Source organism: Cryobacterium sp. Y11, from assembly GCF_002929535.1.
Classification (GTDB): Bacteria; Actinomycetota; Actinomycetes; order Actinomycetales; family Microbacteriaceae; genus Cryobacterium.
Map to the genome: position 1 here is coordinate 35,044 of NZ_PJJO01000046.1, position 22,279 is coordinate 57,322.

Genomic DNA, 22,279 nt, shown 5'->3' on the forward strand with positions numbered 1-22,279 from the left:
TATCGAATGTGCATCTCGTTCGGCTTTACTCGGAGGAGCGGGGCTCGCCACGCGACTGAGCACCTCGTGTCGTGCAACCAGCGCCGCCGCGGCAGTCTCCGAGGAAGCCCAGAGTTCGTCTGCCAGAACACCAACCAGTTCGGCGCCACAGTTACGGCACGGTTCATCTGGCTGCGCGGTGACCCGACAGACCGGACACGACGTGCGGTCGAGGAGATTGCCAATGGCAATATCATTCCACGGCTGCGCCACTCGTGGCATGCTCATGCCCCCGTCACCGCATCCGTACCTGTTTCGACGTCTGGCACCCACCTGAAGATGTCGCCAGGCTGGCAGTCGAGCACGCGGCAGATCGCGTCCAGGGTGGAGAATCGCACAGCTTTCGCCCGCCCATTCTTGAGCACGGATACGTTCGCCGGGGTGATGTCGATCGCGGCGGCGAAATCGGCGACCGACATCTTCTTCTTCGCGAGTTCGACGTCGAGGTTGATCACGATGGGCATTAGACCACTTCCGACAGGTCGCGTTCGAGTTCGGAGGCTTTGCGCAGGAGCCCTCGCATCACCACGATCATCAAGGTGAGTCCCGAGCCGACGACGATTCCGAGCGAGCACAGCATTGTGACTGACGGCGATGCAACACCGGCGACGGCCAAGGTGATGAACGATCCGAGAATGAGGAGGGTCGCCAGGGCGACTAGGCCGAGGATGATGTTGACATACGTGAACGCATTGTCTCTGAAGAGAATGGATGCCCGCACCAGGGACAGTAGGCGCCACACGCAGACGAGCGCGACCTGCACGCAGAGTACAAACCCCACGGTGACGACGATCCCCGGCACCTGGAGATAGCCGAGTTCGGCGGATTTTTCGACCATCTGCTGCGCGACCGCGGGAATAACGAAAATCTGGCACGCCAGAAGCAGTGCGATCAGTACAAAGATGAGCGTTTTCAGGGTGACGATCGCCGTGCGATGCATGCGAGTCCTATCGATTATCGGTGTGAATCTATCGATAAACAATATACACATGTTCTTTCGGGAAAGGCCACAGCGGCTCTTTCTTGCCCGCCAGGGTGCACTGGGGCACCGGCTTCAATCGCTCAGGCTTGCCGCACGGCCCGTTTGTCCATCACCATGCTCGCGGACTTCGGCGGCCAGGTTTAGCCACTGAATATGGCTTATGGGTGTGGGTGAAGCCGCCAATTCCAACGACGAAGCCGAGCGCAAAGAAGACGACTTCTGCGATCAACTGCGGCGCCGCGGAGTCGGCGCCACTACTGTGCTCGGATCCTGCCTGCGGAAGGAAAATGAGCGCGACGATCCACGAACCAATGAACAGGGCAAGCATCTGTAGGAGGACTCGCGTTCGACGTTTCTGGAAGCCGTCGTCCAAGACTCCATCGGCAAGTCTCGCTGCAGCATCTCATCGGGACGTGCTATCACGTATCCGATCGGTCATCGGAACTCCCTCGTTCGTGATGACAGGATAATTTGGACTATATGCACTGGCGAAAAGGCAACACCATCCCCACTTGCTCGCGTACGAGTTTGAACGGTCGGCGTGCTCCGATCTCTGCCATGGAGACCGTTCGATAAGCGGGCACCCTTAGGTCTGCCGCACCGAGTTTACTGGCGAATTCACGCGCGGTTGCTGGGGCCGGATCTCCGCCTTAACCAGGCTCCGATCGTAGGCCAGGCGGGCATCGCTCTCGATCAGCAGTACCCGCTGGACCTCATTGCCGGTGATCTTCGACCGAGTACTGCGGAAAATACAGTTGTGCCGGTATACGTCGCCACCGTGCTCATAGAAGTATGCGTCGGCCTCGTGGATATGAAACTTCACGTCGAGAGCCTTTGTCGTTCGTAGTTCGCCAACCAGATACTCCGCTGTGGTCGTCACTATAAATTGAAAGGCCTGCTCAGTGTCGTTGCGAACCCGGTAGTCGAGATAGTTGAACATCACCGACGTCCCGGTGCCAAACGGGATCTGCCGGTTGAAGTCTGGAAACAGGTCAAGGCTGTCGTGATGGTGGTGTTCCGTAATGGTGAGCGGGCTGTGCAGCACCATCCAATGGAGCAGGTTCGTGAATTGGCAGATTCCTCCGCCCAGGCCCGAAGTGGCACGACCGGAGCTGATCGTCAAGCCGTTCCGGTACCCGAAGTGGGCGGTTGTCGCCCCGACGAGATTCCAGAACGAGAAGGTCTCTCCGGGGCGGATGAGGATTCCATTGATGTGTGGGGCGGCCAGCGTCAGGTTTACGGCTTTGTTTTCCTGCAGCTGGAGGTCGACGTTGCCGAGGGTGCGGCGAATCAACGAATTGTGACTATAGATCAGGACTGGCAGCGGGTCGGCCCGCTCTGTGGCGAATTGCACGCGATGCACCAGATTATTCAGGTGACGCAGCATAATCATCTTGCGCAGCGAGATTCGATACGTGAACGGCGAAATATCGCAAAAGAGTTTCCGTGCCATTGCGCGTCACTCCTGACCGATTGCCCCAACGCCCACAGGGTACTGCAAAATCGACGACGCCCGCGGCCCCCGGGCTGCACCGCATGATGCAGCAGACTCGACCCTAGAGCCAAGACTTCAGGTTGCGCACACCCGCGCCGGCCAAACGCTACAGGACTAGTCCTGGAGCGCAGCACGTGCTAGATGACCGGCCGCACCCAGTCGCCCCGTCCTTGCAAGAGCGGCAACCATGGTGGCGCCAACTTTCGCGCTGACTGCCGGAGCGACGCCGTCTACTGCGGCCGTTATCCGCGATCTCCGTGCCGGCTAAAACATTTCTTTGGGTATTCTTTACGGGTGTTCGGCACGTGAGTGCTTATAAGCGTGATTTTTCCTCGGGAATGTCGGTGGTCGGGTGTTGGCTTGAATTATGACCAGCGTGGCAATGGAACTCACTTGGGCGGTGGCCGCTGTCGCCGCGCTCGGTAGCTCCAGTGCCGAGTTCGCCAGCCTGTCCGACGCCGAGGTTCTCGCGGCGCGTGGCCCGATCGCCGACCTACTGCGGCTGAGCAACACGGCCGCAGCATTCCTTGCCGGCACGATTGCGCAGCGATCCCGGTCAGAGCTTGGCCAATCGGGTTTGGCCGCGCGGCACGGGTTCGGTAACGCAACGCTGATGGCGCAGCAGACCACCGGCCTCAGCCGGGTCGAGGCCGGCCGGTTGGTGGCGGTCGGGGCGCTGATGAGCGACACCGAAACGGCCGGGTGGCAGGCCGCCGAGGCCGCCCGGGATGCCGCGCTAGCCGCCCAGGCGGCTGCCGAAGCGGTGGCGGAAGCGGCACGAGAGGCAGAGCGGGCAGCGGCACAAGAGGCCGAGCGGGCGGCGAGTACTGGCTGCAACCCCCGGCTGAGATCGACCCTGAACAGACGTTGATCTCCCTGCCCAGCAAGAACCCGTTCATGAATATCGAGGTCTGGCTGGGCCCGCTTCTGCCGACTACAGCGGTGGCCGGTATCGCAGACAACCGCCAATCACGGAATGGGGGTCTCGGCAAGCTCGACCAACGAGAGGGGGGGCGACCCGGGGCCGGGTCGCCCCCCACGTCGACGACCGAACGGGTTAGAAACCGAGGCGACCGAGCTGCTTCGGGTCGCGCTGCCATTCCTTGGCGATCTTCACGCGCAGCGAGAGAAAGACGCGCTTGCCAACGAGCGGCTCGATCTGCTTGCGCGCGCGGGTACCGACATCCTTGAGCCGGCTGCCCGACTTACCGATGATGATGCCCTTCTGGCTGTCCCTTTCGACGAACAGGTTGGCGTAAATTTCGACCAGTTCCTGGTCGTCGCGCTCGATGATGTCGTCAATGGTCACGGCGATCGAGTGCGGCAGCTCGTCGGTGACTCCCTCGAGAGCTGCCTCGCGAATGAACTCCGAGATGCGCGACTCGAGGGTCTCGTCGGTGACGGCATCGGCCGGGTAGAGCGGGGCATCCGCGTGCGGCAGCAGGCGCAACAGTTCGGTGGCGAGGGTGTCCAGCTGGATGCGGCTGGTCGAAGAGATCGGAACGATCGCCTCCCAATCGCGCAGGTGGGAGACGGCCAGCAGCTGGTTGGCGACGTTGGTTTTGGAGGACGCATCAATCTTGGTGACGATGGCGACCTTTTTGGCCCGCGGGAAGGCATCCAGTTGCTCGTTGATGAACTTGTCGCCCGGGCCGATCGGTTCGTTGGCTGGGATGCACAGGCCGATCACGTCGACGCCGGCCAGGGTCGCGGTGACGAGGCTGTTCAAACGCTCACCGAGGAGCGTGCGCGGGCGGTGGATGCCGGGGGTGTCGACCAGAATGAGCTGGCCGTTCTTCTGGTGCACGATGCCACGGATGGCGCGGCGGGTGGTCTGCGGCTTCGACGACGTGATCGCGACTTTTTCGCCCACCAACGCGTTCGTCAGGGTGGATTTACCCACGTTGGGACGCCCGACGAACGAGACAAATCCCGCTCGATAATCGGCGGGGTGTTCCTGTGTTTCTGCGGTCATGACCGTTCTCCTTCATCGTCCGACACCGTACTGTTGTTCGACACCGTGTTGTTATTCGTTACCGTGAGGAATGCGGTCTGTGCATCAATCAAAGCTTCTTCTCGCTCCACCAGCACGGTGCTGATGCGCTTGCGGCGGCCTTCGGTGCGCTCGGCGGTGAGGTTGAGCCCACTGACCGAGGCGACCGATCCGGCGACGGGAAGTCGCCCGAGGGCCTTAGCCAGCAGGCCGCCCACCGAGTCGACATCATCATCATCGAGTACCAGGTCGAACAGTTCGCCGAGCTCGTCGACCGGCAACCGTGCACTAACCCGAAACCGTCCGTCGCCAAGGTCTTCGAACTCGACCACGTCGCGGTCGTACTCGTCCGAGATATCGCCGACGAGTTCCTCGATCAGATCCTCGAGGGTGACCAGCCCGGCGATGCCGCCGTACTCATCGACGACCATGGCCAGATGGTTGGACTCGAGCTGCATCTGACGCAGCATGGCGTCGGCTTTTTTCGACTCCGGCGCGAACACGGCCGGCCGGGCCAGTTCGGCCACGGTCAGCTGCAGCGCGTTCACTGGCCGCTCGTAGACCAGCCGGGCAACGTCACGGAGGTACAGGATGCCGGCCACGTCGTCGACTTCCCCGTCAAGAACGGGTACCCGCGAGGTACCGCTACTCAGGAACAAGCCCATGGCGGCGTCGATACTCGCGTCAGCGTCGATGGTGATCATGTCGGTGCGCGGAATCATCACCTCGCGCACGACCGTTTCGCTGAACTCAAAGATGGAGTGAATGAGTTCCCGGTCGTCTTCTTCGATCACGGCCAGTTCGGTAGCCTCGTCGACCATGCTGAGCAGTTGGTCTTCCGAGGTGAAGGTCGCGAGCTTGGTGCGGCCGGGGGTGACTCGGTTACCGAGGGCGACGAGCGCGTTCGCAATCGGCCCGAGGAGCACCCGGGCCACGTGCACGAGCAGCGCCGTCGCGGACAGCAGCCCAACCGGGTGCGCCCGGCCGACGCTGCGCGGGCTGGCCCCGACCAGCACAAACGAGACCGAGGTCATAATCAGTGCCGACAACAGCAGCGCCAGCCACAAGGCCTCGATCGTGGTCGCAAAGACCAGGGTCACCAACACGGCCGCCGTTGTCTCCGCGGTAATGCGAATGAAGTTGATCGCGTTCAAGTGCGCGCCGGTATCTTCGGCGATCGCGCGGAGTGACCGTTTGGCGCGCCGAGTAGATACCAGGCTGACGATATCGGCCCGGGATTGGCTCGTGATGGACGCGTCGACGGCGGCCATCAGACCGGCAAACACGACCAGAATCACAGCGGCGTAAATGAACCACACGATGTGCATCAGTGGCGTTGTCGTTCCTGCATGGCGAAGCCAATAAGAATGTCCCGCTGAATGCCGAACATCTCTTTCTCTTCGTCGGGTTCGGCGTGGTCGAACCCGAGCAGGTGCAGCACGCCGTGCGTGGTGAGCAGCAGCAGTTCATCGAGGGTGCTGTGGCCAGCGGTCTCGGCCTGCCCCTGGGCGACCTGCGGGCACAGCACGATGTCGCCGAGGAGCCCTGGCGGGGTCTCCTGATCCTCGGTTCCGGGACGCAGTTCATCCATTGGAAAGCTCAGAACGTCGGTGGGGCCCGGCTCGTCCATCCACTGCACGTGAAGTTGCTCCATCGCACCCTCGTCGACGAGCACGATGGCCAGTTCGGCGTCGGCGTGCACGTGCATGGTGTCGAGCGCGAAGGCAGCGAGGCGCTGGATGGTGGCCTCATCGACCGGGATGGCCGACTCGTTGTTGATTTCGATGCTCAACTGGAACTCCGTTTCGGGTTGCGGCCGGGCGCGTTGCCGGTGCGCTGGGGGCCACGATTGGCAAACTCGCGCGCTTCGGCACTCTCCTGACGGAGGGCTTGCTTCTGCGCGTCATACTCGGTGTACGCGTCGACGATGCGCCCGACGAGCGAGTGCCGCACGACATCGGCACTGGTCAAATAAGCAAAGTGGATGTCGTCGATTCCGTCGAGCACGCGGGTGACCAGTTTCAGTCCGCTCGTACCGGCCGGCAGGTCAATCTGGGTGACGTCGCCGGTGATGACCATCTTGGAGCCGAATCCCAGACGGGTCAGAAACATTTTCATCTGCTCCGGCGTCGTGTTCTGGGCTTCGTCGAGCACGACGAAGCTGGCGTTGAGGGTGCGTCCGCGCATATAGGCGAGCGGAGCGACCTCGATGGTGCCGGCCGCGAGCAGCTTGGGGATCAGCTCGGGGTCGAGCATCTCGCCGAGCGCGTCGTAGAGCGGGCGCAGATACGGGTCGATCTTGTCGGTGAGCGTGCCCGGCAGAAAGCCGAGCCGTTCGCCGGCCTCCACTGCCGGGCGGGTCAGGATGATGCGTTCGACCTCCTTGTTTTGCAGGGCGCGCACCGCCTTCGCCATGGCCAGGTAGGTCTTGCCGGTACCGGCCGGTCCGATGCCAAAGACGATCGTATTGTCGTCGATCGCGTCGATGTATTCTTTCTGGCCGATCGACTTAGCCCGAATGCTCTTGCCGCGCGCGGTCAAAATTGGGGCTCCGAGTAGAGCGGATGGACTCACGGAGCTGTCAGCTGCGAGCATCCGTGCGGCCGTGGCGACCTCGGTCTCGCCCAGGTCGTGGCCGGTGCGCAGAGCCAACTGCAGTTCCTCGATCAGGCGGCGCACGGCTTTCACGTCGACGGCCGTGCCTGTGATGCTCACGTCATTGCCGCGCACGTGCACGTTGACCTGGGGGTATGCGGCCTCGATGGTGCTCAAGTAGCGATCTTCGGGGCCGAGTAGGCGCACCATGGCGACACCGTCGACGGTGAAGCGCAGTTCCGTGTGGGGGTCAGGCTTAATAGGACCAGCTTTAGTTGGCTCAGCTTTCGTAGGCTCAGCTTTCGTCGGCTCAGAGGGCACCAAGCGAGTCCTCCCCCAGCTGTTCCGACGGCTCCGGGCTACCTAAAACGTGCGCGTGCACGTGGAAGACCGTCTGGCCAGCGGCTGCCCCGGTGTTGAAAACCAGGCGGAACTGGCCGTTGCTGCGTTCGGTCGCAATCTGCTCGGCGACGGCGACGAGTTCGGCCAGCAGCGCTGGGTTGCCAGCGGCGAGCTCGACCACGTTCTGATACTGCGGGTCTTTCGTGGTGACGACAACGTGGACCGGGGCCTTCGGCGCGATATCGAGGAAGGCAATGATGTGCTCTGTCTCGGCCACGATTGTCGCCGGAATCTCACGCGCGATGATGCGGCTGAAAATGGTCGGTTGGGCGACGGAAGAAGACATACCTCTATCTTAAGCGGCGCTACCAGCAGCCGGCACTACCAACGGCACACGCTACCAACGTCCTAGCGTTGCATTGAGAATGGCGAGAGCGGCGGGCCCAGCGGTGGAGGTGCGCAGCACGGTGTCGCCGAGGCGCACCGCACTCGCGCCAGCTTGCTCCAACAGCAGCAGTTCGGCCGGGGAAATTCCGCCCTCCGGGCCGACGACAAGAACAATGTCGCGGTCGTCGGTGGGCACGGCCACCTCGGTGAGGCGACCGGATGCAGCCGGATCGAGTAGCAGCATCCGTGTCGTTGCAGCCAGCGCGGCCAGCTGCTTGGTGCTGATCAGCGGGGCTACGTCTGGCAGCCAGGCCCGAATAGACTGCTTGCTCGCTTCGCGCACGATGGTGCTCCAGCGTTCGTGGCCCTTGGCAATTTTCGCCCCCTCCCACTTGGTAATGGAGCGGGCGGCAGCCCAGGGAATGACGCCGTCGACGCCGAGTTCGGTGGCGGCCTGAATGGCGAGTTCGTCGCGGTCGCCCTTGGCGAGGGCTTGCACCAAGCGGATGCGCGGCGTAGCGGCCACGGTCTCGCTCGCGTCATCCACGCGCAGGGTCAACGACGCGGCCTCCGCCGAAAGCACGGCCCCTTCCAGCAGCAACCCGGCTCCATTACCCAGGCGGAGCCGGTCCCCGGGACGAACCCGGCTCACCGTGACCGCGTGCCGAGCCTCTGCGCCGTCAACGGTCACGACCTGCCCCGGGCGACTGTCCGCCGCCCGGAGCGATTCCTGCAGGTAGAAATGCGCCACGTTAGCCGAGGAACCGGTCGCGCAGCTTCGCGAACAAGCCCTGCTGATACTGGCTCAGGGTCGGTGCCGGCGCTGCGTAGCGGGCGGCGAACTGTTCGATCAGTTCGCGTTCCTTGTGGTCGAGCTTGCTCGGTGTGACGACGTGGATGCCGACCTTGAGGTCGCCCCGGCCGCTGCCGCGCAGCTTGGTGATGCCGCGGTCCTTGATCGTGAGCACCTCGGCGCTTTGCGAGCCGGGGCGAATGTCCACCTCGATGTCGCCGTCGAGGGCCTTGACGGTGACGGTCGTTCCGAGAATGGCACTGGTCATGGGCACGTCGAGGGAGCACATCAGGTCGTCGCCGTCGCGGCTGAAGACGTCGTGATGGCGCACCTTCATCTCGAGGTAGAGGTCACCGTTCGGGCCGGCGGCCGGGCCGGCCTCTCCGCTGCCGGGCATCTGCAGGCGCAGGCCGGTGTCAACGCCGGCCGGGATGTCGACGGGCACGGAGCGACGGGCGCGTACGCGGCCCTGACCGGAGCAGGTCATGCACGGAGTGGCGATGATGGTGCCATAGCCGCGGCAGGTACCGCAGGGGCTCGATGTCATGACGTTGCCCAGCAGGGAGCGCACCGCGCGCTGGATACTGCCGGTGCCGTGGCAAATGTCACAGGTAATCGGTGACGTTCCCGGGGCGCAGCAGGAGCCCTTGCAGGTGTCACAGACGATGGCGGTGTCGACTTCGAGGTCTCGGTGGGTGCCGAAGATGACCTCGTCGAGGTCGAGTTCAACCCGAATCAAGGCGTCTTGACCGCGTTCGCGGCGCGAGCGCGGGCCACGGCTGCTGCCGCCTCCCCCGCCGAAGAAGGTTTCGAAGATGTCACCGAAGTTGCCGAAGTTCTGCCCGTCGAAGCCGCCACCCTGGCCGCCGCCCTGGTCGTACTTCTGACGCTGTTTCGCGTCGCTGAGCACGTCGTAGGCGTGGGTGATGCTCTTGAACCGTTCGGACGCTTCAGCGCCGGGGTTCACGTCGGGGTGCAGCTCGCGAGCGAGGCGGCGATAGGCCTTCTTGATTTGGTCTGTGGTCGCGTCGCGGTCAACGCCCAGCGCTTCGTAATGGTCAGCCAAAGGTGGCTCTCCTTGAGTTTTTGATGATTAATCTGATGAGTGGTCGATGCCGCACAGCGTCAAAGAAAACGCAGCGGCGCAAGCGTTAGGTCTCGCCGAGCAGGCGGGACAGATAGCGGGCGACGGCGCGGACCGCCGCCATGTTGTTGGAATAGTCCATGCGCGTCGGCCCGAGCACTCCGAGGCGGGCCAGATTGCCGTTGGCGGTGTATCCGCTCGTGAGTACGCTCGCTTCTGGCAGACCGAACGCGGCATTCTCGCGGCCGATGCTCACCGAGACGCCGTGCTGGTCGGTCTCCATCTCGCCGAACAGACGTAGCAGCACGACCTGCTCTTCGATGGCTTCAAGCACCGGGTAGATGCTGCCGGAAAAATCGTCCTCAGTGCGCACCAGGTTCGCGGCTCCCGCCATGAGGAGCTTGTCCTGGCGATTGGCGCCGACCTGGTCGGCGAGGGTGCGCGTAATCAGGTCGACGATGGGTTGCAGCGTCGGCGCGCCCGGCCAGACACTCGCAGCGAGAGCAGCGGATGCTTCGGCCATGCTGAGTCCGACCACCGCGATGTGGAGGCGGGCTCGTACCTCACTAAGCGTCTGCTCGCTGATCGCCTGCGGCAGATCAATCACCCGTTGCTCGACCCCACCGGTATCGCTGATGAGTACCGAGAGAATGCGCGTCTCTGTGAGCGGTACAAACTCGATGTGGCGCACCTTGGCGCGTGACGTCGATGGGTACTGCACCAGCGCGACCTGGTGGGTGAGCTGTGAGAGCAGCCGCACGCTGCGCACCAGCACCTGGTCGAGGTCGGCGGAATGGCCGAGGAACGTTTCGATCGCCTGGCGTTGCGCCGGGGTGAGCGGGCGCAGGTCGGCGAGGTGGTCGACAAAAACGCGGTAGCCCTTATCGGTGGGGATACGTCCTGACGAGGTGTGTGGCGCCGCAATCAGGTCTTCTTCTTCGAGCAGGGCCATGTCGTTGCGAATGGTGGCGGCGGAGACACCAAACGAATGCCGGTCGACGATTGATTTGGAGCCGACGGGTTCACGGGACGCGACGTAATCTTGCACGATGACGCGCAACACATCAAGCCCACGGTCGGAAACCATTGCGCACGCCTTCCTGATTCTTCCAATACAGCGCCAATAAGCGGATGCTGGTGGGTACGCTGACGGGTACGCTCGGACCCAGGTTTGCCGGCACGTTGTTGGCACTCGCATCCACCGACTGCCAATACTATCGCGACCGACCGGGTTCCGGCTGAGAAGACCCATTGCCAGGATCGCCAACCGAGCGTTTAATTGTCGCTATACGCTCCCCCTGCGTTCAGTGAAAGGGACGATCATGAGCGATCCACAGGCGCCACCTCCCGGTGATTCACACGACCGTGACCCCACCTTCCGCGACCCTCATACTGGTCAGCCTCCGTATGGTCAAACACCGACCGGCCAACCCTCGTATGGCCAACCAGCCGCAGGTCCCTCGACCACTCCGGTCGTGGCGGCCCCGCTTTCCGAGGCCGATGACCGGCAGTGGGCCTCGCTGGCGCACCTCGGTGGCATCCTGAGTTTTCTACCAGCGCTGATCATCTGGCTGGTCTTCAAGGATCGCGGCCGCTTAACCACCACCGAGGCGAAGGAGGCGCTCAACTTTCAGATCACCCTGTTTATCGCCTACATCGCCATCATCGTGATCTCGATCTTCCTCGCCCTCGTCACCTTCGGCATCGGCGGAGTGCTCAGTGGCCTCGGCTGGATTGTGTGGCTGGCCGGCGTGATCTTCTCGATCCTGGGGTTTGTGCAGGCCAAAGACGGCCGAAACTACCGCTACCCGGTGGCGATTCGCCTCATCAAGTAGCGGCTTGACCAAGCTAAACCGCAAGTCGGACGGTTAGTCTGGTGGGGCCTGGCGTGGCGGTTGCACGAATCGCCACTTCCACCGCGACCCGACCGATCAGACCGTCCACACTCGAACAGGAGACCGCATGTCCGAGAACGATCCGCGAACCAATCCCTACGAATCGACCCCGCCGCAGAACCCGTACGCACACAATGCCGCGCAGCCGACGATGAACCCGGCCGATGAGAAAATGTGGGCCACGCTGATACATGTCGGCGGCATTCTGTTCGCCTTTATTCCGGCGCTGATCGGCTATCTCGTGCTGCGCGAGCGCGGACCGTTCATTCGCGCGCACAGCGCAACGGCACTGAATTTTCAGATCACCCTGGCGATCGTGTACCTGGTCGGAAGTGCGCTCACGGCGCTCCTAATCGGGTTCATTATTGTTCCGGTCGCCTGGGTGCTCAGCCTCATCCTGTCCATTTTGGCCGCGCTCGCTGCCAACCGCGGTCAGGGCTACGCCTACCCGCTCACCATCAAGTTTTTCAGCTGAACTCCTGCAGCTGAGCGGTAGTCGGTCGCGCTGTTAGTCGGTCGCGCTGTTAGTCGGTCAGGCGTCGCACTACGGCGTCGGCCAGAAGTCGTCCACGCAGGGTCAATTCGATTGTCCCAGCGAGGGCGGCTTTGGCGTTGATGAGCTCGTCGGCGATCAGCCCAGCGACCTCGATGCGGCCGGCCGCCGAGAGCGAGGCCACCGGAATACCGGTGCGGATGCGACTCTGCAAGAGGATGCGCTCGAGCTCACGGGTGGGCGCGTCGAGGGTCTCCCGGCCGGCGGCCGGTGACAGGCCGCCGAGCATCCGTTCTGAATAGGCTGCCGGGTGCTTGACGTTCCACCAGCGCACCCCGCCGACGTGACTGTGCGCGCCTGGACCAACGCCCCACCAATCCTGGCCGGTCCAATAGGCGAGGTTGTGGCGGGATCGGTGCTCGTCGCTGGTGGCCCAATTGCTGACCTCGTACCAGTCATACCCGGCGGCGGTGAGCAGTTCGTCGGCCAGTTCGTAGAAGTCGGCCTGCTGGTCGTCGTCGGTCGGGGCGATTTCGCCGCGGCGAATCTGCCTGGCCAGTTTGGTGCCCTCTTCAACAATGAGCGAATACGCGCTCAGGTGGTCTGGACGCAAGCTGACGGCCTGCTCGAGGCTGGAGCGCCAATTGGCGATGGACTCACCGGGCGTTCCGTAGATGAGGTCGAGACTCACATCCAGGCCGGCAGCGCGGGCCCACTCCACGACCAGCGGCACCCGCTCGGGATCGTGGGTTCGTTCGAGCGTCGCGAGCACATGCGGCACTGCGGACTGCATGCCGAAGGACACCCGGGTGAATCCGCCATCGGCGAGGGCACCGAGGTAGGCTGCGTCGACGGAGTCGGGGTTCGCTTCGGTGGTGACTTCGGCGGCGTCTGCCAGGCCCCACTGGTCGCGCACGGCGCTGAGCATCTTGGTGAGGTCGGTGACGGGCAGCAGCGTGGGAGTGCCTCCGCCGAAGAACACCGTCGCCACCTGGCGTTTTGGCACGCCCGATGCGGTCAGGATGCGACCGGCGGCCTCGACTTCGAGCACGGCCTGGCTGGCGTAGTCGCTCTGCTTGACGCCGCGCAGTTCGGTCGCCGTGTAGGTGTTGAAGTCGCAGTAGCCGCAGCGTACCCGGCAAAACGGCACGTGCAGGTACACGCCGAAATCGCGTTCGACCGCGTCGACGGCCGCCGAAGCGGGAAGGAGGCCGTCGTCGGGTGCCGGGTCGCCGACGGGGTGGGGTCCGGCCATGGGTAGTGCTCCAGTACGTTGAATTTAGTTGCTGATGGCGCCTGCTGGGTGCAGAGCCCGCAGGTACAGCTTGGTGAATTTTGCCTGCTGAAAGCGCAGCACCGGCCAAGCCAGCCGGTAGTACCAGGTGCTCCCCCGCGAGAACGAGCGAATGGTCAGCCAGACCGAGTCATTCTCGCGGTGCTCTACGATGAACGATTCCTCGCCGCTTTCCGGGTGACCGGCCATGGTGCCATAGGCGAACCCGATGCGGGCCGCCTCGTCGATCACGTAGACGACGCGCACCGGCGCAGTCACGCTCAACCGCCAGGCTGTCATTTTCAGCGTCGCCGTCATGCCGTTGGTGATGTAGGGCGTGCCGTCTTCGGCGAACGTCGCTTCGTTGACCGGATGCTGCTGGCCGGCCGCCGGCGTGCCGTCCGGTTGAAAGGTCACCGGCGTGTACTGCACGCCGGTACCGTTTTCAAGATCCGTCACCTCCATGCCGCTGCCGCGCTGGATTCCCCACGTCATCAGCAGCTTGGTCGCGGCTTCAAAGCGTTCCTTTGAGCTGCCAAGCCTGACGCTCTGTTCCATCGGGCGGTAGCCCTTGGGCGGATAGCTCATCAGATCGGGCGCCAGCGTGCCGCCGATGGCAGCGTAGCTGACGGCGGCGTCGGTGAAGGTGGATCTGCGCATCCGTTTTACTTCTTGTCTTTGGTCTCGATATCGCCGCTCAATGCGGCGATAAAGGCTTCCTGGGGAACTTCAACCCGGCCGACCATCTTCATGCGCTTCTTGCCCTCTTTCTGCTTCTCGAGCAGCTTGCGCTTGCGCGAGATGTCACCGCCATAGCACTTGGCGAGCACGTCTTTACGCATTGCCGAGATGCTTTCGCGGGCGATGATGTGGGCGCCGATCGCGGCCTGAATGGGCACCTCGAACTGCTGGCGGGGAATGAGCTTCCGCAGCCGGCCGGTCATCAGAGCGCCGTAGGCATAGGCCTTGTCGCGGTGCACGATGGCGCTAAACGCGTCAACCTGCTCGCCCTGCAGCAGGATGTCGACCTTGACCAGGTCAGCTTCTTGCTCGCCGGAGGGTTCGTAGTCGAGCGAGGCGTACCCGGCGGTGCGGCCCTTGAGCATGTCGAAGAAGTCGAACACGATCTCGCCGAGCGGCATCGTGTAGCGAATCTCGACGCGGTCCTCGCCGAGGTATTCCATGCCTAGCAGGGTGCCGCGGCGGCTTTGGCAGAGCTCCATGATGACGCCGACGTAGTCTTTCGGCGCGAGAATGGCCGCCTTGACCATGGGTTCGAGCACCTTGGCGATCTTGCCGGTGGGGTATTCGCTCGGGTTGGTCACCGTGACGGTGCGCTTATCGTCGGTGGTGACCTCGTAGGGCACACTCGGCGCGGTCGTGATCAGGTCGATGTTGAATTCGCGCTCGAGACGTTCGGTGATGATTTCGAGGTGCAGCAGGCCGAGAAATCCACAGCGAAAGCCAAAACCCAGAGCGACGGATGTCTCCGGCTCGTAGCCGAGACTGGCGTCGGAGAGTTTGAGCTTGTCGAGGGCTTCGCGCAGCGCCGGGTAGTCGCTACCGTCGATGGGGTAGAGCCCCGAGAACACCATGGGCTGCGGCTCGTTGTAGCCGGGCAGCGCGTCGGTCGCCGGGCGCAGGGCGGTCGTGATGGTGTCGCCGACCTTGGACTGGCGTACGTCTTTCACCCCGGTGATCAGGTAACCGACCTCGCCGACCTTGAGGCCCTTGCTCTCCATCGGCTCGGGCGAGATGACGCCGATCTCAAGAATCTCGTGGGTTGCCTTGGTCGACATCATCTGGATTTTTTCGTGCGCCCTGAGGTGACCGTCGATCATGCGCACGTAGGTAACGACGCCGCGGTAGCTGTCGTAGACCGAGTCGAAGATCATGGCGCGCGCGGCGGCATCCGGATTGCCCTTCGGTGCCGGAATCATCGTCGTGGCGAGGTTCAGAAGCTCTTCAACACCGGCGCCGGTCTTGCCGGAAACACGGAGGACGTCTTCGGGGCGGCCGCCGATCAGGCTCGCCAGTTCACGGGCATACTTGTCGGGGTCGGCGGCCGGCAGGTCGATCTTGTTGAGCACCGGAATGATCGTGAGATCGTTCTCGAGGGCGAGGTAGAGGTTCGCCAGGGTCTGGGCTTCGATGCCCTGGGCCGCGTCAACCAGCAAAATGGCACCCTCGCAGGCGGCGAGGCTGCGGGAGACCTCGTAGGTGAAGTCGACGTGGCCGGGGGTGTCGATCATGTTCAGCGCGTAGGTAACACCGTCCAGCTCCCAGGGCATGCGCACGGCCTGGCTTTTGATGGTGATGCCGCGTTCACGCTCGATATCCATGCGGTCCAGGTACTGGGCCCGCATGGAACGCTCGTCGACGACGCCGGTGATCTGCAGCATCCGGTCAGCGAGCGTCGACTTGCCGTGATCAATGTGGGCAATGATGCAAAAGTTGCGGATGAACTCGGGGGCCGTGGCGGCCGGTTCCAGCGCGTGAAGGGCTCTCGGTGACATAGTTCGTCTATTATTCCATGCTTGGCCGGGTTACCGGTCTATCCGAGCTGCACAGCGCTGACGGACTTTCGTAACTAGCAGATGCGGCCGGCACACTGCAGGATCGGTGAAACCGTGCGGCGTCCTAGCTGGTGAGTGCGCCATCGACCGCGGTCTGCCCGTGCCCATCGCGACAGATGAGCGCCGATGGGAGAATCTCGACCGCCCTATACAGGGCGACTGGGCACTTCTCGGCCCAGCCAATGGCTGCATCGAGATCGGGTACCTCGATCACGATACTGACACTGACCAGACCAGACAATCGAGACAGGCCTGGAGCCAGAGGCAGACGCCCAGCCGATCTGCCCCGCGGCTGACTAGGCTCCCTTCATGGAGACTCCCACGGCTCGCGTGCCAGTTCTGCTCGTGCACGGAATTCGCACCTCGGCCACGATGTGGCGTTTTCAGGAAGAGAAACTGCGTGTTGCCGGGTATCCGGTGCTGGCCATCGATCTACCGGGCCACGGGCAGCGGATGCATGAGCCGTTCACCGTGCCGTCCGCGCTCGCCGCCATCGACGATGGGGTGTCGACTCTCGGTGGGCGGGTGTTGCTGGTGGGCTTGTCGCTCGGCGGCTACTACGCCGTGGCATATGCCGCCCAACATCCCGATCGGGTCGCGGGTCTCGTCGCTGCCGGTTGTAGCGCCGTACCGAAGGGCGTGTTGCTTGACGGGTATCGACTGCTGGCTCGCATGATTCATCGATTGCCCGATCGTGGCTTGTGGTTGCACGAGACCATGGCGCGCCGGCTGCTGCCTACAGCCGGCGCCAGGGATGTGCTGGCCGGCGGCGCAGCGCTCGACGTCATGGATTCCGGGCTGCACGCCACGTCCACCCTGACGCCGCTCGCCAGCCTGGCGGCGTATCCGGGGCCGATCTGGTTGGTCAATGGTGCTCTCGATCACTTTCGCCTGAACGAGCGGCGCTTCCTCGCCGCGTGCCGCAACGGGGAAGTCCTTGTGGTGCCGGGGGCGACGCACCTGTCGAGCCTGGCCCAGCCGGAGCGGTTCACGGAGATTCTGCTGCGGGTCGCCCGCCGGGTGTCGGCTGCACCAGCTGGCCCCTGAGGCGGGGCCGGCCTCCCCCGACGCCGCGTTGCGGGCCGCACCCGCGGCCGATACCGGCGCGCGTTACGGTGACCGGCGTAACGCCCACCCGTATCGAGCGCGCTCATCCGCTCCGCGGGCACGGCCAGGGGCGCAGAGCGGTGCGCGCATCCACTTGTCGGGCACGAAACTCGTGGGGTGGAGCGGTTTGGGGATAGCGGTATTTACTGGTAGCGTTAGTGGTTGGCTTGCGTGTTGGGTCCCACCCCGCACGATTTTCGCCGTTCTAGCGCCCTCTACCCGCTGAGCGGCTGTCCGTACTAGAACCTAACGAAAGCGTAAAAAACGTGGCAAATATCAAGTCGCAGATCAAGCGAATTGGCACCAACAAGAAGGCTCAGGAGCGCAACAAGGCCGTCAAGAGCGAGTTCAAGTCCGCGATTCGCGCGACTCGCACCGCAATTGCCGCCGGCGACAAGGATAAGGCCGTCGTCGGTCTCGCCTTCGCTTCCAAGAAGCTCGACAAGGCCGTCAGCAAGGGTGTCATTCACCAGAACCAGGCTGCGAACAAGAAGTCGGCTATCGCGAAGGCCGTCGGCGCACTGGTCTAATCGACCCTGGCTCCACCAGCATCCGGATTGACCGCATTGACTCGACAGAGTGGATGCTGCCACCTCGCTGCACACAAAACCCCCGCCATCTCTTCTCGGCGGGGGTTTTCTGCATTCGTCGGCTTAACGGCAGCTCCAGCATGGCGGGGCACGCGGCAATCCCCGTTTTCGGGACGGAGTCTGGTTCTACCTGAACCGCGCCCTGGTCACGGTGGGATGCCGGCGACCGGCAACATCCGGTGCCGCACCAGCAAATGCCTGCGGCACTCTCTCCGCGCGAAGCCTGTCGGTGTGGGGCTACTGCTCGCCGCGGCGGGCGATCACGCCAATCAGGCGTTCGAGCGCAAAGACCGGGTCCCGGCCTGCACCCTTGACGGCGGCATCCGTTTCGGCGAGCACGAGGATGCACCGGGCGAGGCCCTCGTCGCTCCAGCCGCGCAGATCTTTCTGCGCGCGTTCAACCTGCCACGGCGCCAGACCGAATTGGGCGCCGAGCTGGGCTGAGCCGCCGCGCGCGCCGAAGACCTTGGCCATGGTGCGAATCTTCATGGCGAATGCCGCCACGATCGGAACCGGGTCTGCTCCGGAGCTGAGAGCATGCCGCAGAGTGACCAGGGCCTCGCCATTGCGGCCGGCGATGGCCCAATCGGCAACCTTGAAGGCGTTGGTTTCGACGCGTCCACCGTAGTAGCGGTCGACCGTGGTTTCGGTAACCTCACTCGTCGCATCCGCAATCAGCTGCTGGCACGCGGCGGAAAGTTCGGCCAGATCGTCGGAGAACGCGGCGACGAGCTGGCGCAGCGCACTCACTGTGACGCGTTTGCCGGCCGCCTTGAACTCGTTCGACGCGAATTCGTACTTCTCGGTGTCTTTCTTCAGTTCGGTGCAGACGACCTCAATGCCGCCGCCGAGACCACTACGGATCGTGTCGAGCAGCTTCTTGCCGCGCACTCCCCCGCCGTGCCGCAGTACGACGTAGGTGTCGTCGGCCGGGTTTTCCAGGTAGGCGAGCGCCTCCGCCAGAAAGGTGTCGCTGCACTTCTCGACATTGCTGACCCGAATCAGCCGCGGTTCGCCGAACAGCGACGGACTCGCGAGGGTGAGCAACTCACCCGGCGCATAGCTGTCGGCCTGCACGTCACTGATTTCCAGGCTCGGGTCTTCGAGTTTGAGAAAGTCACGCAGCTGACGGACGGCCCGCTCGGCGAGGAACGTTTCTGTTCCCGACACGAGCACGATCGGAGCCGGACGAACCTGGTGCCAGCCGAGCTGGGGAATGACTGTGCCCTTGGTCGCGCGGGCGGGGGCTACCTTGCCGGCGCGGGAGCCGGTCGTGGCGGGTCGTGCGGCCAAAGCGCTCTCCTTGGGTTTCGTGCGGGTGTAAACAAGCCTATCCCGCACCACTGACCGCGACAGCAGCAGCGACAAAAGCGGCCGGGGGACCGCTCGACGGCGTGGGTGGAGCCCGGTCGGCGACCTTCTCCGTCCACAGTACGAGCGTGCCGTTGACTCCCGGCGCCACGACAGACATTCCTTCCCGATCGGTGCGCACCGAGACGGTACCGACCGAAGACAGAATATTGAGCAGCTTGTCGGTGGGATGACCGTAGGTGTTTTTCGCCCCGACCGAGATCAGCCCGACCCGAGCACGGAGCTCCGCATACAATTCCGGGCTCTGGTCGGCCGACCCGTGATGGGCCACCTTGACGACGTCGACCCGGCCCGGTGGCGAAACCCGGCGCAGGGCATCCTGGGAATCTTGACCGAGATCGCCGAGAAATATCGAACGGATGCCCAGCCCGTCAAACGTGATCGTAATGCTTCCCGGGTTGCCGACCTGCATCGTCGTGGCACCACGAATGGGCCACAGGATGTTCCAGTGCAGTCCGCCGAGCGTTCCGGAATCGCCGCGGGCGGCCTGCCGCACTACGGCTCCTCCCGCGGCGAGGCGCTCGTGCAGGCTCTCATCCTGGGCGTTCTCTGGCACACCGACGAGGGCTGTGTCGACCCGACCGATGACGGCATCGACCCCGCCAATATGGTCGAGGTCATAGTGGGTGAGCACGAGCAGGTCGATGCGTGTGATGCCCAGGGTGTTCAGGCACGTGCTCAGCAGCTTGGGGTCTGGTCCGACGTCAACGAGACCATAGGAGTCGCCATCGCGCACGACGACGGCGTCACCCTGGCCGATGTCGCAGGCCGCTATCTGCCAGTTCGCTGGAAACGACACCGCGCGGCCGATTCTGGTGCCGATCAGCGACCCGGCGTAGCCACCCAGACCGACCAAGAGCACGGCGAGCACCGCCGCCGGCCACCGGGCCGGGCGGGCGCTCGGCCCGCGCAGCACGACCACGAGCGTGAGCAGCGTGACGGCGACGAGCAGCAGCACGCCAGGGGCACCTCCCGGCCAGGGCAGCCGGGTACCCGGCAGGGTCGACACCGTCTGAGCGACGGCGGCGATCCACGCCGAAGGAATCCAGGCCAGCGCGAGTAGCCCGGACGCCACCCCGGGCAACACCGGCAATGTGAGGCAGGCGACGAGTCCGACCACTGTTGCCACTGGCGCTGCCGGGCCAGCCAGAATATTCGCCGGAACCCCGTAGAGCGGCAGGCTCGGATTGAGCAAAATCAGGACCGGCTGGCAGGCCAGTTGCGCCGCTAACGGAATGGCGATGATCGCAGCGAGAGCGGTCGGCATCCACTGGCTGAGTACACGGCAGAGCGGGCCAGCGACCACGAGTAGACCGGCGGTCGCAAGCACCGAGAGCGCGAATCCGTAGTTGCGAGCCAGCCACGGGTCGATTGCCAGCAAACCGATCACCACAAAGAGCAGGGTCGGTACGCCCCTCCCAGGCCGGCCAGCGCCAATCGAGGCGAGGGTGACGGTGGCCATGACGGCCGAACGCAGCACGCTCGGCTCCGGAGTGACGAGCACGGTGAACCCGAGAAGCGTGGCAAGCGAGAGCAGGATGCGCCAGGTGCGGCGCAGCCGGAGGTATCCGCCGAGCAGCATGATCGACGCGATCACGATCGCGCAATTCGCGCCGGACACCGCCGTTAAATGACTGAGCGAGCTGGCTTTCATGGCGGCGTCGAGATCCGCACTCACGGCGCTGGTGTCGCCGATGGACAAGCCGGGCAAGAGGTCTCCCCCGTCACCGGCCAGGCTGGTCGCCGCGGTCTTGAACCCCGACCGCAGATCGTTGGCCCACTGCAGCCACCACGGCGGTAAAGCGAGCATGCTGGCCGCATCGGTGGCGAACAGAAGGGCGACAGCAGCGTCGCCCAGCTCAGTCGGGCGCAGCGTGCCGCGCAACTGCAGGCTCGAGCCAATTTCTGGTTCGTTGCCGTTATGGGCCTCTTCGGCGAACACCACGACGGGGCTCGACACGGCTACCGTCTCACCCCGGGCAGCGAGCTGGGTGAGGGTGGCCCGGTAGCGCACCCGACCAGAGTTGCCGGTGCCGATGAATGCCTTCATCGGCACCGGAACCGACCAGACAGTCACGGTAGCCGTGACCGTCGACTGGGACTGCGCTGCGCCCTGAAGCACCGCCGGAAATCTAACCGGTGACCAGACGGCGACAGCGGATGCGATCAGCGCCGCTCCCGTGCAACACAACACGACAGAAGCAACCAGGCCCATCCAGCCGGGCCACCGGCGCTGCGCGAGCTGGTGCTGCTGCTTCTGCTTCCACTTCGTGCTGCGGTGCGGACGTATCCGGCACGCCACGAGGATACCGGCGCCGGCCCCTGCTGCCAGCCAGAGCGTTATCGCGACGGTCCAGGCACCCCGCGGAGCACCGATCAGCAGGCCGGCCGTGAGCCAGGCGGCGAGCACGGGACCGGCCAGACGGAGGTCTAGATTCATGCGTCGCGGTTCATACCGTGATGAGGTCTTTGAGGCCCTCGAAGGTCTTATCGCCGATACCCGTCACGTCGCGCAGACCGTCGACACTGGTGTATCGACCGTTGGCCGTTCGGTAGTCGATGATGCGCTGCGCCATGGTCGGGCCGATGCGGGGCAGGGACTCCAGATCCGCCACGGTTGCCGTGTTCAGATTGACTTTGGCGGCGGGAGCAGCCGCGCCCCCGGCACCACTGCCAGCGGCTGCGGGAAGCTGCGGCGGCACCTCGCCCTGCCGCGGTACGTAAAACTGCTCGCCATCGCTCACGATGCGGGCGAGATTCACGCCGCCCGGATCGGCTTCGGCCGATAGTCCGCCGGCGGCAGCGATCGCGTCCATCACCCGGGCACCGTCGCGCAGCTGAAACAGCCCCGGCCGTGCCACAGCACCGAGAACGTGCACGAAGATGATGACACCAGTGCCATTGCCAGTGTCCGCCCCAGACCCAGCTCCGGCCGCTGCGTTCGGAGCCGCGCCCGCGTCAAACGGTGACAAGGATGTACCGCTAGATGGAATTGACACCGATCCGGAGTCAACCGTGCGCTGCCCGGCCTGCTGGCCCACCGCCGACAGGATGACGGCCACGATCAGCGCGAGCAGCAGCAGCACGACGGCCGCACCGACACCGACGCGCAGTCGCGGGCGACCACTTCCGTGGGCGGCGGGAGCGAGACGCGCCAGGTCGGATTCCAAACGGTCGGGCAGCATGCTGGCAGGCTAGGCCGTGCGCAACATCCGCTTACCCCCGGCCGACACATCGGTGCGTAAGCCGCCACGGGTCCCCCCT

24 protein-coding genes are annotated in these 22,279 nt (G+C 64.2%); 6 read left to right on the plus strand and 18 right to left on the minus strand.

Going from position 1 to position 22,279, the window contains the following annotated elements; translation table 11 throughout:
* Positions 1-263: 263 nt before the first annotated feature.
* Positions 264-503, minus strand: coding sequence for a helix-turn-helix transcriptional regulator (locus CXY75_RS03045; RefSeq protein ID WP_104081383.1), 240 nt, complete (start codon positions 501-503; stop codon positions 264-266).
* Positions 503-979 (minus strand): DUF2975 domain-containing protein, encoded by a 477-nt coding sequence (locus CXY75_RS03050; RefSeq protein WP_158251098.1) that lies wholly within the window; start codon positions 977-979, stop codon positions 503-505. The genes CXY75_RS03045 and CXY75_RS03050 overlap by 1 nt, the downstream gene beginning before the upstream one ends.
* A gap of 208 nt (positions 980-1,187) precedes the next feature.
* Here CXY75_RS03050 and CXY75_RS19680 point away from each other — a divergent pair, with 208 nt between their 5' ends.
* Complete coding sequence (locus CXY75_RS19680; RefSeq protein ID WP_158251099.1) at positions 1,188-1,355, plus strand: hypothetical protein; 168 nt, start codon at positions 1,188-1,190, stop codon at positions 1,353-1,355.
* Positions 1,356-1,607: 252 nt separating this feature from the next.
* Here the strand turns inward: CXY75_RS19680 and CXY75_RS03055 are convergent, their stop codons facing one another.
* Positions 1,608-2,474, minus strand: a complete 867-nt coding sequence (locus CXY75_RS03055; RefSeq protein WP_104081385.1) for a VanW family protein — start codon at positions 2,472-2,474, stop codon at positions 1,608-1,610.
* 409 nt (positions 2,475-2,883) lie between these two features.
* On the opposite strand from CXY75_RS03055, the gene CXY75_RS03060 reads away from it, so the two are divergent.
* Complete coding sequence (locus CXY75_RS03060; protein WP_146069348.1) at positions 2,884-3,387, plus strand: hypothetical protein; 504 nt, start codon at positions 2,884-2,886, stop codon at positions 3,385-3,387.
* A 186-nt stretch (positions 3,388-3,573) separates the two neighbouring features.
* Here CXY75_RS03060 and era read toward each other — a convergent pair whose 3' ends face one another.
* From era to hrcA, 8 genes are all read right to left on the minus strand, one after another.
* Entirely contained in the window at positions 3,574-4,491 is a 918-nt protein-coding gene (gene era / locus CXY75_RS03065) for a GTPase Era (protein ID WP_104081387.1), read from the minus strand.
* Complete coding sequence (locus tag CXY75_RS03070; protein WP_199182344.1) at positions 4,488-5,837, minus strand: hemolysin family protein; 1,350 nt, start codon at positions 5,835-5,837, stop codon at positions 4,488-4,490. The genes era and CXY75_RS03070 overlap by 4 nt, the downstream gene beginning before the upstream one ends.
* Positions 5,837-6,301 carry an rRNA maturation RNase YbeY gene (gene ybeY, locus CXY75_RS03075; RefSeq protein WP_104081389.1) on the minus strand — a complete coding sequence of 155 codons (465 nt, stop codon included), beginning with the start codon at positions 6,299-6,301 and terminating at the stop codon, positions 5,837-5,839. The genes CXY75_RS03070 and ybeY overlap by 1 nt, the downstream gene beginning before the upstream one ends.
* Positions 6,298-7,314 (minus strand): PhoH family protein, encoded by a 1,017-nt coding sequence (locus CXY75_RS03080; RefSeq protein WP_104081390.1) that lies wholly within the window; start codon positions 7,312-7,314, stop codon positions 6,298-6,300. Before CXY75_RS03080 ends, ybeY begins: the two co-directional genes overlap by 4 nt.
* 100 nt (positions 7,315-7,414) lie before the next feature.
* The gene (locus CXY75_RS03085; RefSeq protein WP_104081391.1) at positions 7,415-7,792 is read right to left on the minus strand and encodes an HIT domain-containing protein; all 378 of its coding nucleotides are present in this window, start codon (positions 7,790-7,792) and stop codon (positions 7,415-7,417) included.
* A 51-nt stretch (positions 7,793-7,843) separates the two neighbouring features.
* Positions 7,844-8,584 (minus strand): 16S rRNA (uracil(1498)-N(3))-methyltransferase, encoded by a 741-nt coding sequence (locus CXY75_RS03090; protein WP_104081392.1) that lies wholly within the window; start codon positions 8,582-8,584, stop codon positions 7,844-7,846.
* Between the two features lies 1 nt (position 8,585).
* Positions 8,586-9,692, minus strand: a complete 1,107-nt coding sequence (dnaJ, locus tag CXY75_RS03095; protein WP_104081393.1) for a molecular chaperone DnaJ — start codon at positions 9,690-9,692, stop codon at positions 8,586-8,588.
* An 85-nt stretch (positions 9,693-9,777) separates the two neighbouring features.
* A complete protein-coding gene (gene hrcA / locus CXY75_RS03100; RefSeq protein WP_104081394.1) occupies positions 9,778-10,797 on the minus strand; it encodes a heat-inducible transcriptional repressor HrcA in 1,020 nt (339 codons plus the stop codon).
* A gap of 388 nt (positions 10,798-11,185) precedes the next feature.
* Between hrcA and CXY75_RS03105 the strand changes: the two genes are divergently transcribed.
* A complete protein-coding gene (locus CXY75_RS03105; RefSeq protein ID WP_233201697.1) occupies positions 11,186-11,545 on the plus strand; it encodes a DUF4870 domain-containing protein in 360 nt (119 codons plus the stop codon).
* A 127-nt stretch (positions 11,546-11,672) separates the two neighbouring features.
* Entirely contained in the window at positions 11,673-12,080 is a 408-nt protein-coding gene (locus CXY75_RS03110; protein WP_233201698.1) for a DUF4870 domain-containing protein, read from the plus strand.
* Between the two features lie 49 nt (positions 12,081-12,129).
* On the opposite strand, the gene hemW is transcribed toward CXY75_RS03110, so the two are convergent.
* The 4 genes from hemW to CXY75_RS19685 all read right to left on the minus strand — a co-directional run bounded on the left by hemW (position 12,130) and on the right by CXY75_RS19685 (position 16,161).
* Positions 12,130-13,353, minus strand: a complete 1,224-nt coding sequence (hemW, locus tag CXY75_RS03115) for a radical SAM family heme chaperone HemW (RefSeq protein WP_104081396.1) — start codon at positions 13,351-13,353, stop codon at positions 12,130-12,132.
* A gap of 24 nt (positions 13,354-13,377) precedes the next feature.
* Entirely contained in the window at positions 13,378-14,031 is a 654-nt protein-coding gene (locus CXY75_RS03120) for a DUF1990 family protein (protein WP_104081397.1), read from the minus strand.
* Positions 14,032-14,036: 5 nt separating this feature from the next.
* Positions 14,037-15,887, minus strand: coding sequence for a translation elongation factor 4 (lepA, locus tag CXY75_RS03125; protein WP_104081398.1), 1,851 nt, complete (start codon positions 15,885-15,887; stop codon positions 14,037-14,039).
* Positions 15,888-16,011: 124 nt separating this feature from the next.
* Positions 16,012-16,161, minus strand: a complete 150-nt coding sequence (locus CXY75_RS19685; RefSeq protein WP_158251100.1) for a hypothetical protein — start codon at positions 16,159-16,161, stop codon at positions 16,012-16,014.
* Between the two features lie 95 nt (positions 16,162-16,256).
* On the opposite strand from CXY75_RS19685, the gene CXY75_RS03130 reads away from it, so the two are divergent.
* Both CXY75_RS03130 and rpsT read left to right on the plus strand, forming a co-directional pair.
* Positions 16,257-16,994 (plus strand): alpha/beta fold hydrolase, encoded by a 738-nt coding sequence (locus CXY75_RS03130; RefSeq protein WP_104081399.1) that lies wholly within the window; start codon positions 16,257-16,259, stop codon positions 16,992-16,994.
* A gap of 326 nt (positions 16,995-17,320) precedes the next feature.
* Positions 17,321-17,584, plus strand: coding sequence for a 30S ribosomal protein S20 (gene rpsT, locus CXY75_RS03135; RefSeq protein ID WP_092448491.1), 264 nt, complete (start codon positions 17,321-17,323; stop codon positions 17,582-17,584).
* 297 nt (positions 17,585-17,881) lie between these two features.
* Here the strand turns inward: rpsT and holA are convergent, their stop codons facing one another.
* The 3 genes from holA to CXY75_RS03150 are packed head-to-tail and all read right to left on the minus strand — an operon-like array spanning position 17,882 to position 22,200.
* Positions 17,882-18,937 carry a DNA polymerase III subunit delta gene (gene holA / locus CXY75_RS03140; protein WP_104081400.1) on the minus strand — a complete coding sequence of 352 codons (1,056 nt, stop codon included), beginning with the start codon at positions 18,935-18,937 and terminating at the stop codon, positions 17,882-17,884.
* 37 nt (positions 18,938-18,974) lie between these two features.
* Complete coding sequence (locus tag CXY75_RS03145) at positions 18,975-21,455, minus strand: ComEC/Rec2 family competence protein (RefSeq protein WP_104081401.1); 2,481 nt, start codon at positions 21,453-21,455, stop codon at positions 18,975-18,977.
* Between the two features lie 10 nt (positions 21,456-21,465).
* A complete protein-coding gene (locus CXY75_RS03150; RefSeq protein ID WP_104081402.1) occupies positions 21,466-22,200 on the minus strand; it encodes a ComEA family DNA-binding protein in 735 nt (244 codons plus the stop codon).
* Positions 22,201-22,279: the final 79 nt, after the last annotated feature.

Excerpts from the sequence above, each read along its gene's own strand:
- CXY75_RS03070 (WP_199182344.1), bottom strand. The coding sequence starts at position 5,837 with ATGCACATCGTGTGGTTCATTTACGCCGCTGTGATTCTGGTCGTGTTT.
- hrcA (WP_104081394.1), bottom strand. The coding sequence starts at position 10,797 with ATGGTTTCCGACCGTGGGCTTGATGTGTTGCGCGTCATCGTGCAAGAT.
- CXY75_RS03145 (WP_104081401.1), bottom strand. The coding sequence starts at position 21,455 with ATGAATCTAGACCTCCGTCTGGCCGGTCCCGTGCTCGCCGCCTGGCTC.
- hemW (WP_104081396.1), bottom strand. The coding sequence starts at position 13,353 with ATGGCCGGACCCCACCCCGTCGGCGACCCGGCACCCGACGACGGCCTC.
- CXY75_RS03080 (WP_104081390.1), bottom strand. The coding sequence starts at position 7,314 with ATGGTGCGCCTACTCGGCCCCGAAGATCGCTACTTGAGCACCATCGAG.
- CXY75_RS03130 (WP_104081399.1), top strand. The coding sequence starts at position 16,257 with ATGGAGACTCCCACGGCTCGCGTGCCAGTTCTGCTCGTGCACGGAATT.
- CXY75_RS03085 (WP_104081391.1), bottom strand. The coding sequence starts at position 7,792 with ATGTCTTCTTCCGTCGCCCAACCGACCATTTTCAGCCGCATCATCGCG.
- CXY75_RS03110 (WP_233201698.1), top strand. The coding sequence starts at position 11,673 with ATGTCCGAGAACGATCCGCGAACCAATCCCTACGAATCGACCCCGCCG.
- CXY75_RS03045 (WP_104081383.1), bottom strand. The coding sequence starts at position 503 with ATGCCCATCGTGATCAACCTCGACGTCGAACTCGCGAAGAAGAAGATG.
- CXY75_RS03055 (WP_104081385.1), bottom strand. The coding sequence starts at position 2,474 with ATGGCACGGAAACTCTTTTGCGATATTTCGCCGTTCACGTATCGAATC.
- era (WP_104081387.1), bottom strand. The coding sequence starts at position 4,491 with ATGACCGCAGAAACACAGGAACACCCCGCCGATTATCGAGCGGGATTT.
- CXY75_RS03060 (WP_146069348.1), top strand. The coding sequence starts at position 2,884 with ATGACCAGCGTGGCAATGGAACTCACTTGGGCGGTGGCCGCTGTCGCC.
- CXY75_RS03120 (WP_104081397.1), bottom strand. The coding sequence starts at position 14,031 with ATGCGCAGATCCACCTTCACCGACGCCGCCGTCAGCTACGCTGCCATC.
- CXY75_RS03050 (WP_158251098.1), bottom strand. The coding sequence starts at position 979 with ATGCATCGCACGGCGATCGTCACCCTGAAAACGCTCATCTTTGTACTG.
- lepA (WP_104081398.1), bottom strand. The coding sequence starts at position 15,887 with ATGTCACCGAGAGCCCTTCACGCGCTGGAACCGGCCGCCACGGCCCCC.
- CXY75_RS03150 (WP_104081402.1), bottom strand. The coding sequence starts at position 22,200 with ATGCTGCCCGACCGTTTGGAATCCGACCTGGCGCGTCTCGCTCCCGCC.